The sequence below is a fragment of the Roseiflexus sp. genome (genome assembly GCF_057785375.1).
Window position 1 is genome coordinate 1 of record NZ_JBYNRX010000015.1, and the last position, 10,923, is coordinate 10,923.

General features: G+C 60.9%; 7 protein-coding genes. 6 read left to right on the forward strand and 1 reads right to left on the reverse strand.

Going from position 1 to position 10,923, the window contains the following annotated elements; all coding sequences use genetic code 11:
- The 3 genes from AC3EA7_RS02715 to AC3EA7_RS02725 form a co-directional block, all read left to right on the forward strand.
- Window positions 1–1,709 (forward strand): peptide ABC transporter substrate-binding protein (locus tag AC3EA7_RS02715; RefSeq protein WP_488612489.1); only part of this gene is annotated, 1,709 nt, incomplete at its 5' end.
- 75 nt (window positions 1,710–1,784) lie between these two features.
- Complete coding sequence (locus tag AC3EA7_RS02720) at window positions 1,785–2,744, forward strand: ABC transporter permease (RefSeq protein ID WP_488612490.1); 960 nt, start codon at window positions 1,785–1,787, stop codon at window positions 2,742–2,744.
- Between the two features lie 45 nt (window positions 2,745–2,789).
- On the forward strand, window positions 2,790–3,803 hold the full coding sequence (locus AC3EA7_RS02725) for an ABC transporter permease (protein WP_488612491.1): 1,014 nt from the start codon (window positions 2,790–2,792) through the stop codon (window positions 3,801–3,803).
- 314 nt (window positions 3,804–4,117) lie between these two features.
- On the opposite strand, the gene AC3EA7_RS02730 is transcribed toward AC3EA7_RS02725, so the two are convergent.
- Window positions 4,118–6,340 (reverse strand): serine/threonine protein kinase, encoded by a 2,223-nt coding sequence (locus tag AC3EA7_RS02730; protein ID WP_488612492.1) that lies wholly within the window; start codon window positions 6,338–6,340, stop codon window positions 4,118–4,120.
- Between the two features lie 637 nt (window positions 6,341–6,977).
- On the opposite strand from AC3EA7_RS02730, the gene AC3EA7_RS02735 reads away from it, so the two are divergent.
- The 3 genes from AC3EA7_RS02735 to AC3EA7_RS02745 all read left to right on the forward strand — a co-directional run bounded on the left by AC3EA7_RS02735 (window position 6,978) and on the right by AC3EA7_RS02745 (window position 10,816).
- Window positions 6,978–7,724: an NUDIX hydrolase gene (locus tag AC3EA7_RS02735; protein ID WP_488612493.1), complete on the forward strand. Its 747-nt coding sequence runs from the start codon at window positions 6,978–6,980 to the stop codon at window positions 7,722–7,724.
- A gap of 71 nt (window positions 7,725–7,795) precedes the next feature.
- Window positions 7,796–8,512 (forward strand): cysteine hydrolase family protein, encoded by a 717-nt coding sequence (locus AC3EA7_RS02740; protein WP_488612494.1) that lies wholly within the window; start codon window positions 7,796–7,798, stop codon window positions 8,510–8,512.
- Window positions 8,513–8,524: 12 nt separating this feature from the next.
- Complete coding sequence (locus tag AC3EA7_RS02745) at window positions 8,525–10,816, forward strand: ATP-dependent helicase (protein ID WP_488612495.1); 2,292 nt, start codon at window positions 8,525–8,527, stop codon at window positions 10,814–10,816.
- Window positions 10,817–10,923 lie beyond the last annotated feature (107 nt).

Sequence of the window (10,923 nt, forward strand, 5' to 3'; positions counted from 1 at the left end):
CGCAACCGACGGCGGCGCCCGCGCAACCGACGGCGGCGCCTGCGCAACCGACGGCGGCGCCTGCGCAACCGACGGCGGCGCCCGCGGCGCAGCGCGGCGGTCGTCTGAAGATCCTCTACTGGCAGGCGGTGACAACCCTCAACCCGCATCTGGCGATCGGTACGAAGGACTTCGATGGCGCGACTGTTATTCTCGAACCGCTGGCGCGCTACAACGAGAACGACGAACTCGTCCCCTTCCTGGCGGCAGAGATTCCAACGGTTGAGAATGGCGGTGTTGCGGCTGATGGAACCAGCGTCACCTGGAAGATCAAACCGGGCTTGAAGTGGTCTGATGGCAGCGATTTCACGGTTGAAGACATCATCTTCACCTGGCAGTACTGCGCCGATCCGGCAACGGCCTGCACGACAAAGGCTGTCTTCGATCCGATCGCAAACGTCGAGAAAGTCGATGATACGACCGTCAAGATCACTTGGAAGGAGCCAAACGCCTACCCGTACATCTCCTTTGTCGGTCCGAACGGCATGATCTTGCAGAAAAAGCAGTTCGAGAAGTGCATCGGCGCGGCAGCCAGCACCGATGCGGCATGCCAGGCGGCAAACCTGGCGCCGATCGGCACGAATGCCTGGAAGTTGAAGGAGTTCAAGCCAGGCGACGTCGTGATCTATGAGCGCAACCCCTTCTTCCGCGATGCTGACAACGTCTTCTTCGACGAGGTCGAGATCAAAGGCGGCGGCGATGCGACCTCGGCGGCGCGCGCCGTTTGTGAGACGGAAGAGGTGGACTTCTCGTGGAACTTGCAGATTCCGAAGGCGGTGCTCGAGCCGATCCTTGCCAGTGGCAAGTGTGACCCGCTGGCCGGCGGGTCGTTCGGCGTCGAGCGGATTGTGGTCAACTTCTCCAATCCCGACCCGGCCCTCGGCGATAAGCGCAGCGAGCCGGATCAGCCGCACCCGTTCCTGACCGATCCTGCCGTGCGCAAGGCGATTTCGCTGGCGATCAACCGCAAAGCGATTGCCGAGCAGTTGTACGGATCGACCGGCAAACCGACCTGCAATGTGCTGGTGGTGCCGGCATCGGTCAATTCGCCGAACCTGACGTGTGAGCGCGATGTTGAGGCGGCGAAGAAGTTGCTCGAAGATGCGGGGTGGAAGTTGAACGGCGCAGTGCGCGAGAAGAATGGCGTGCGCCTGGTCGTTAATTTCCAGACGTCGATCAACCCGCTGCGTCAGAGCACGCAGGCGATTATCAAGTCGAACCTGGCGGAGATTGGCATTCAGGTGAACGTCAAAGCCATCGATGCTGCTGTCTTTTTCGGCGGTGATGTGGGCAACCCCGATACCCTGAACAAGTTCTACGCCGACCTCCAGATGTACACCAACGGTCCCGACAGCGCCGACCCGCAGCAGTACCTCCAGGGCTGGCTCTGCTCCGAACGCGCATCGGCGGCTAATCAGTGGAACGGCAGCAATGACGGGCGCTACTGCAATCCTGAATTCGACGCGCTCTTCGATCAGTTGAAGAAGGAACTCGACCTGAAGAAACGCGCCGAACTGGCGATCAAGGCGAATGATCTGCTGGTGACCGATGGAGCGGTGATTCCGCTCATCAGCCGCCAGACGCCGAACGCCAAGGTGAAGGCGCTCAAGGGTCCGACTTTCAACACGTTCGATTCGAGTATCTGGAATATCGCTTCCTGGAGCAAGTAGGTCTGAGCTGAACACAAGGGACGGGTGTTCACTCGTCCCTTGTGTTGTTGTATCGCACAGGAACAAGGGACGGGCATGGCTCAGTATGTGCTGCGACGGGTGTTGATTGCCATTCCTACGCTGTTCATCATCAGTGTTGTGATTTTTGCGATCCTGGCGCTGGCGCCTGGCGATCCGCTGGCGCAGTTTGCGCTCAACCCGGCAATCCCAGAGTCGACGCGTGAGTTGATCCGCATTCAGTTTGGGCTTGATCAACCCTGGTATGTGCGCTATGTCAAGTGGCTGACCGCGCTGGTGCGTGGCGATTGGGGGTTCTCATTCAGTACGCGCGGTCCGGTGATCGATCTGATCTGGCAACGCCTGCCACAAACATTGATCGTCGTTGGAACTGCGTATGTCATTGCAGTGCTGATGGCCATTCCGATCGGCGTCATTTCGGCAGTGAAGCAGTATTCCGTGTTCGATCAGGTGGCGACCTTTATTGCATTCATTGGTTTTTCTGTGCCATCGTTCTTTACCGGTCTGGCGTTGATGCTAGTGTTCGCCATCAATCTGAAGTGGTTTCCGATAGTCTACAACTCGACGCTCCACTTGGCGGGTTGGGACGGTATTGTTGAGCAGGTCCGTCAGATGACGCTGCCGGTTACTGTGCTGGTGGTGCAGCAGACGGCGGCGTTGACCCGCTTCATGCGCTCGTCGATGCTCGACAATCTGCCGCTCGATTATGTGCGCACTGCGCGCGCCAAGGGCCTGGCGGATCGGATGGTGATCATCCGCCATGTGTTGCGCAACAGCATGATCCCGGTGGTAACTCTGATTGCACTGGGTATTCCGACGATTTTTGCCGGCGCGATCATTACCGAGAACCTGTTCCGGGTCAATGGCATCGGGCAGTTGTTGATCACCTCGATCCAGAACTCCGACACGCCGGTCGTGATGGCAATCACGTTCATTTTTGCCTGTCTCACCGTTGTGTTCAATCTGATTGCCGATGTGCTCTATGGCGTGCTCGACCCCCGCGTTCGTTATGGCTAGTTCACCCCATCAGGCGAGGCGCAGATGTCCGAAGCAGACCAGACAATGACTTCCTCTTCAATGACCGATGCCGCTGCGTCAATTCGCCAGTTGCAACTCGGCGTATCCGCGAAACCGCGCACCCTGCTGGGAGATGCGTGGCGCCGCTTCCGTCGCCATAAGCTGGCAATGGTTGGCGCCGGTGTGCTCATTTTTATGACGCTTGCAGTCACTGCCGGCGCATGGTGGTATGAACGCTACCTGGTGGATCAACTGGCGCAGTCGGGTATTCCGGTTACGGCGGAGAACCCCGATATCCGCGTGCTGATCGATCATCTCGATTTTCTGGCGTTGCTGTCGCCGCCGACGCATGTGCATCCCTTCGGCACCGACGACCTGGGGCGCGATCTGCTGGCGCGCTGTATCTACGGCGGGCGGGTGTCGCTGGCGGTTGGTTTTGTGGCAATGCTGATCGCCATTTCGCTGGGGACGGTTATTGGCGCTGCGGCTGGCTTTTTCGGCGGTGTGGTTGATCAGGCGTTGATGCGCCTGACCGATCTGTTCCTTTCGCTTCCCTCGGTGCCGCTCATTCTGCTCACAGTCTATCTGTTCCGCGATCCGGTCATTCAAGCGATGGGTTCGCCGGAGGCGGGCATCTTCGTCATTGTGGTGACGGTGATCGGTGCGCTGGCATGGATGCAGACGGCGCGCGTCGTGCGGGCGACGTTCCTCTCGCTCAAGGAGAAGGAGTTTGTTGAAGCGGCGCGCTGCCTGGGAATCAGCCGGACGGCAATTATGTTCCGCCATATTTTGCCGAATGCGATCAGCCCGATTATCGTCGCTGCCACGCTGGAGATCGGCAGTGCGATCATCGCCGAGTCAACCCTCTCGTTCCTCGGTGTTGGCTTCCCCCCCGATACGCCAACCTGGGGGCGCCTGGTGACCGATGGCAGTCAGTATTTGCAGGCGGCGCCATGGCTGGCGCTCATTCCAGGCGCGCTGATCTTCCTCACGGTGCTGAGTATTAACTTCATGGGTGATGGGCTGCGCGATGCGCTCGATCCGAGGTCGAGGCTGTGAGGAGGGGTTAGGGGTTAGGGATTAGGGGTTAGGGGTTAGGGGTTAGGGATTAGGGGTTAGGGGTTAGGGATTAGGGGTTAGGGATTAGGGGTTAGGGGTTAGGGATCAGGACTTCGTATGAGATGTATGGTTCAGGGTGTTCATTGAAAGAGATAGCGAGCATATTCCTTGCCGGTATCTCGCCCTCGACCTCTGCAACATTTGCGCCAGTCGACGCTGCGGCACGAAACACCTGATCGGCCACTCCTCCGCCTTGCAGTGAATAGGGCGGCGTCTGTACAAACGCATCAACCTCGCAAATCAACTAACCTCTCTCATGGCGTCCTGACGCGAAAATTGTCCACCATCACCGTTGCCGGCTCGGTCAGCGTGCTGAACGACGACATGCTGACACCCGCGACCCCGCCAGGGAAAGGACTTGGCGGAACCGTCCCGACATGTTTGCTGTTGATCCAGAGCTGGATCTCGTTCGGGGTGCGCATGACCCAGAGGGTGTTGGTGCCGACGCCGTCGACGATCACGTCTTCGGGAATGACGCCGGTGCTTTGTTGCGCCACGACCTTGCCATCCACAAAGGTCCACAACAGCCATCGCTTATCGTTGGTGATCTCAAAGATCACTCCGCTGTTCGCGCCGGGTTGCATATCGAAGGCGATACCAACTGATGCTGGCGCTCCGACCGTTTGAAACGCAACGCTCAATTCGATGTTGTAGGTATCCCCCAGATCGCGGTTCCAGGTGTACGGAGTAGTCAGATCAGGCGCTTTGACCGTCAGATAATAGAGATTATCGCGGAGCGCCGCTCGCTTCCGTTCATCGTCCACCTGCCGCCAGATCGCTTTGGTTCGCTCGCCCCGATCGAAGGTCTCGAACAGAATCTGGCGCAATCCGCGCGTCTGCGCCTGGTAATCCGCGAGTGAGAGAGCGCCGGGCTGTGGAATGAGCGATTGTGGCGTGGGTGTTGCGGTTGGCACGGCAGCAGTCTGGGTCGCGGCTGCGATGGCGGCTGCCGTCTGTTGCGCTGCCGCTGCAACTGTTTGCCGCGCGATGGCGGTCGCTGTCTGAAGTTCGGCTGCCTGCTCCGCCTGCGCCGTCGCGGTCTGCCCTTCGGCGCGCACAGTGGCAGTGGCTTGTTGTGCTGCGGCAATAGCCGTCGCCGTGGCATTCTGCCGCGCCTCTGCCGTCGCCGCGCTCCCGCCGGTTGCCGGGGTCCGCGTCTGTAGCGGCGCCGGCGATATATCTACAACCGTCGTTGGTCCTCCGAGGAGCGGTCCTATGGCGCCCCACGCGAAATAACCGCCGCCTGCGCACGCCAGCAGGAGAACAATTGCAGCAATCATTCCACCGATCAGCCGTCCACGCTGTCGTTGCGCACCGCCGACGGGCGCTGCCGGAGGGACGCCGGCGGTTGGCGGTGCAGGAATTGAGGCTGCCGGCACTTCTGCGGTAGCATCTGCCGATGCTGGCGCGCCGGGAGGTGAGATAAAAGTCCTGTCCACGGCGGGGGGCGAGGTGACGGTTGGCGCGTCGGTTGGGGGAAGGGTGCGTTTGTCACGTGGCGGGGCGGCGTCGGCGGGGGGCGAGGTGACAGTTGGCGCGTTGCGGGTATCGATCATATTGATCGGCAGTGCCGGGACCGTAGCGCCGGCAGACGCTGCTGCCGGTTGTGGGGAAAGTCGCTCAATGAATGCGCAAATCGCACTGCGTGGATCAGACGCCGGCAGCGGTGCGCCGCACGAGCGGCAGAAGCGCGCGCTGGCGCGGTTTGGTTTCGCGCAGCGCGGGCAGACCACATCGGGCGCCGCCTCGATGAGCGCGCGACTCGCATCGGCGATGGAAGCGTACTGCTGCGCCGGGTCGAGCGAGAGCAATTGCTGAATGACCTGCGTCAGTTTAGGCGAAAGTTCGGGGCGAATCCGGCTTACCGGTCGTAGCGTGTCGCTCTGGATCCTCTGCGAAGGGGGCGGCGGCGTGCTGCCGGTCAGGAGCGTGTAGACCGTTGCGCCGATGCCGTACAGATCGGCGTGCAGATCATTTCCGGTGAACGGCGCGCTTGATCGACCGGCGACGCCGGGATTGGTCAGATAAACCTGGCCGGCTGGCGTGACTCGTATGTTCGCCGGTCGCACATCGCGATGCCCGAAACGTGCCGGAGACCGGTGCATCTGCTCGAGTGCTTCGAGCACTGGTTGCACAAACCGGATCGCAGCGTCGGCGTCGATCTGCGCTTGAGGAGATCGCGCACGAACCTCGTCGAGTGTTGGCCCCGGAATATGGTCGAAGACGATGAAACGCCCGAGCGGCGCGGCAAACATATCGACAACCGCGGGCAACGCCGGATGACGCAACGAGGCAAGCGCCGCTGCCTCGCGCGTGAACATGGCATCGACATCCGGGTCGGTGCGGGTGATGGCTTTGATATCCACATGCTGCCTGGTGCGCTGGTCGAGCGCCAGGTAGAGATTGCTAAACGATCCGCGATCAAGGAGCCGCTCGACAAGATAGCGATCCTGGAGAGACGTTCCGGGTGTCAGCACATGAACCTCGCCTGGTGAAAAACCGAAACACGTCTATCTGACGACAGAAGGGAGGCGTTCTCAAGAGGCGTGGGGATTATCTGGCGTCGCTCGTATTCCATAAGGAACGGTACGGACTGATACTAATGCGCGGTCATTCTACAATACTGCCAGGGCGCGCAGCGGGACGCCGGGGCGCTGCGGGCGAACGCCTCCTCGCTGAGGACGCGGTTCGACGGCGCTCGCCGCAGGCGGTTCGACGGCGCTCGCTGCAAGTGAAAGCCCCGTCGGGGCTGCTAATGCCAGGGCGCAGTCCTGTGTCCATGACTGCCAACGCGCGTGTAGAACGTTACGCCTTGCGAACCGGGCGCTCGAACGTCTTGTCTGACTGATCGCAAGTTAAACAACAAGAACCAACGACATCAACGACTTTCGCCATAATAACTGCACGCCTATTGTACCACGAACATACGCTATCGTCTCACCGACCTGTGCGAACCGGCGTGGTAGCCGTTGCGACGGCCTCAGTGTGATCGCGCAATCCACCTTGACAAATCGCCCGTCTGCCGGTATATTTATTGTTGCAATGACACTAACCCGGCGAGAAGTGCGTGGCAGCTTTGCCAGGACCACGCCCCCTCGTCATTGAGGTACGGTAATGACCGATCTGGAAGAAACCGCTGAAACCTACGATCCATCGCGTTACGAACGCCCCTCGATCACTGTCGATGTGGTCATCTTCACCCTGATCGACCGCGAACTCCACGTGCTGCTCGTGCGCCGCAAGCGCTGGCCCTACGAAGGGTACTGGGCGATCCCCGGCGGCTTCGTGCAGATGCACGAGTCGCTCGAAGATGCCGCGCGACGCGAACTTGAAGAGGAAACCGGCGTGCGCGACATTTACATCGAGCAGTTGTACACCTTTGGCGACCCGGACCGCGATCCGCGCACCCGCGTGATCAGCGTCGCTTATTTTGCGCTTGTCCGTGCCGACCAGCAGCGCCTGCGCGTTTCGGAAGAGAGTCTCGATGTGCGCTGGTTCCCGGTGCGCGCAGCGCCATCGCCGCTTGCCTTCGACCACGACCGCATTCTGGCGACGGCGCTCGCGCGCCTGCGTTCAAAACTGGAGTATACGACGCTGGCGTTCGAATTGCTGCCGGAAGTCTTCTCGATTCTGGAACTGAAACACATCTACGAACAGATTTTCGGTGAGAAATTGGACAAAGGCAATTTCTATCGTAAAATGAGAGATGCTGGCGTCCTTGAGGAGACAGGACTGCTGCGTGAGGGGCGTGGTCGTCCGACCCGGCTCTACCGTTTTCGCCGTGATCGAGGCGATGGGCAGTTCGTCTTCCGCTGGCGTGAGGCACGTGTGGATACTGGTGAGTCGCAGGAACGCGGTTGACGGTTTGAACCGGCTTGCGCTGTGACGTCTGTTGAAGCCGGGGACGAGTGCATCGCCTGAAGGAGGAGTCAATGCCTGCCCGTATGAACCTTGCTGATCACACGCGGCCCTTCCTGTCCTATCTCGACGAATGGTATGGATCGTTGCGCGACATGCCGCTGGCGGATGTCGTTGCGGGCGAACCGGAACGGGTTGCACTGCTGTCGATCGATGTCATCAACGGTTTCTGCAAGAGCGGACCGCTGGCGAGTGAGCGCGTCGGGCGGATTGCGCGCCCGGTCGCCGATCTGTTCGAGCGCGCCTATGCCCTGGGGGTGCGCAACTTTGCGCTGACGCAGGACGCGCACGATCCGCAGACGCCGGAGTTCGAGGCGTATCCGCCCCACTGCATCGCCGGCAGCGCCGAGAGCGAAGCCGTCGAGGAATTGACGTCGTTGCCGTTTTTCAACGAGATCGCCGTTTTCCCGAAGAATTCGATCAGTTCGATGATCGGCACCGGCCTGGGTGAATGGATCGGTGCGCGTCCACAGGTTGATCGCTTTATCGTCGTTGGCGACTGCACCGACCTTTGCACCTATCAGGGCGCGATGCATCTGCGGCTGGAGGCGAATGCCTTCGGCATCCGGCGCCGCATGATTGTGCCTGCCAATGTGGTCGATACCTACGATACGCCGGTGTCGGTTGCGCGTGAACTGCGCATCAAAGCGCACGACGGCGACCTGCACCACGTGCTGTTCCTCCACCATATGGCGCTGAATGGTATCGAGGTGGTGCGTGCGCTGGTGTGACGCGAGTATGTGATGACCGACGTCTCGACGATTCTCGATGGATTAAACCCCGCGCAGCAACAGGCGGTCACGGCGGAGCCGGGTCCGGTGCTGGTGCTTGCCGGTCCCGGCAGCGGGAAAACCCGCGTGCTGACGCGCCGGGTGGCATACCTGATCGGCGTGTATGGCGTCGATCCCCATCATATTCTTGCAGTCACATTCACCAATAAAGCCGCGCGCGAGATGCGCGACCGTCTCGATGCGCTGCTCGGTCCTGGCGAGGCGGCGGCGCTGACCGTCGGCACCTTCCACAGCATCTGTGCGCGCTTCCTGCGCCGCGACATCGTTCACCTTGGTCGTGAGCGCGATTTTGCGATCTACGACACCGACGATCAGTTGCGGGTGATGAAGCGCGTGCTGCGCGATCTGAACCTCGATGAGAAAAAGCATGCGCCCCGCGCGATCCACGCTGCTATTTCGCGCGCCAAGAATGAGTTGATCGACCCGGCTGCCTACAGCCGCCACGCGCAATCTTACTTCGAGGAGGTGACGGCGCGCTGCTTTGCGCGCTATCAGGAACTGCTGCGCGACGCCAATGCGCTTGACTTCGATGATCTGCTCGTTGAAACGGTGCGCCTCTTCGAGCAGCATCCGGCAGTGCTCGAACGCTATCAGGAGCGCTACGCCTTCTGCCTGGCGGACGAGTATCAGGATACGAATCGGGCGCAGTATATGCTGCTGAAGCAACTCGCTTCCCGGCATCATAACCTGTTCGTTGTCGGCGACGAGAATCAGTCGATTTATGCGTTTCGCGGCGCCGATGTCCGCAACATTCTGTCGTTCGAGCGCGATTATCCGTCAGCGCAGGTCATTCTGCTGGAGCAAAACTACCGCAGCACGCAGGCGATCCTCGATGTTGCGCAGGCGGTGATCAACCGCAGCGCGCAGCGCCGGCGCGAAAAACGCCTCTGGACGCGCAATGGCGCGGGTGTGAAGGTGCAGGTCATCGAGGGGTACGATCAGGATGAAGAGGCGCAACTGGTTGCTGGCGAGATTGCGCGGTTGCTTGCCGGTGGCGCGTATCAGCCGGGTGATATCGCCATTATGTATCGCACGAATGCGCAATCCCGTGTAATTGAAGAGGCGCTGATTACCCGCCAGACGCCATACGTCGTCGTTGGCGGCACGCGCTTCTACGAGCGCAAAGAAATCAAAGATGCGCTCGCCTATCTCCGCCTGGCGCTCAACCCGTTCGACGACATCAGTCTGAGCCGGGTGCTGAACTGGCCCCCGCGCGGCATCGGGCAGCGCACCCAGGACGACCTGGAGCGGCGCGCGGGCGCGGCTGCCGTTCCGCTCTATGCGATGTTGCACATGCTCGCCGCCGATGCCGAAACCGCCGATCAGTCAGCGCCCTCCGCGCCCGCGCGCGCCGATGCGATGTCATCGCGCGCCCGCAATGCGCTGCTCGGCTTCCTGGCGCTGCTCGATGAAGCCATCGAGCAGCGACGATTGCTCTCCCTCGGCGCGTTGATGGATTGGTTGTTCGAGCGGGTGGGGTTCCGTGAGGCGTTGCGGCGCGAGTACGGCGACGACGAGGGCGACGACCGCTGGAATAACGTGATGGAACTGCGCAATGTTGCCGAAAACTATGCCACACTGCCGCGCGAAAACCAGTTAGCGACATTTCTCGAAGAGGTTGCACTGGTCTCGGATATCGACACGCTTCAGGAAGGGCGCAATGCCGTCACCTGTATTACGCTCCATCAGGCGAAAGGGTTGGAGTTCCCCGTCGTCTTCCTGGTAGGCCTCGAAGAGGGTCTGTTGCCGCACGCACGCTCCACCGACGACCGCGACGCGCTCGATGAGGAGCGGCGATTATTCTATGTCGGCGCCACCCGCGCCAAAGAGCGTCTCTACCTGCTCCACGCTTTCCGCCGCGCGTCGTATGGACGCGCCGAGATTGCCACCCCGTCGCGCTTCCTGCACGACATTCCGCCCGACCTGCTCCACCGTGCGCCGAAGCGCGGGTATGCCGCTGCGCAGCAATCGTCGATGTTCACACATCGCATGACGGCGCTGCGTCATTCGGCGCAGGAACGAACATCGTCGTCAACTCCGGCATCGCGTCGAAATGCGCCCGAGGGACCGCGTGAGGTCGCCTTCTTTGCCGGGCAGAAAGTGTACCACGCGCACTTTGGCGAAGGGATCGTCGTCAGTTCGAAGCTGGTCGAAGGCGATGAAGAGGTAACGGTCGCCTTCGCCGGCAAAGGAATCAAACGCTTGCTGGCGAGTTTTGCCAACCTCCAGCGCGCCGGGGAATAAGAGCCTGGCGGGAAACGCTTGTGGCGGGCGAAGGGAGTAGGGGTGGGCGAAGGGAGTAGGGGTGGGCGAAGGGAGTAGGGGTGGGCGAAGGGAGTAGGGGTGGGCGA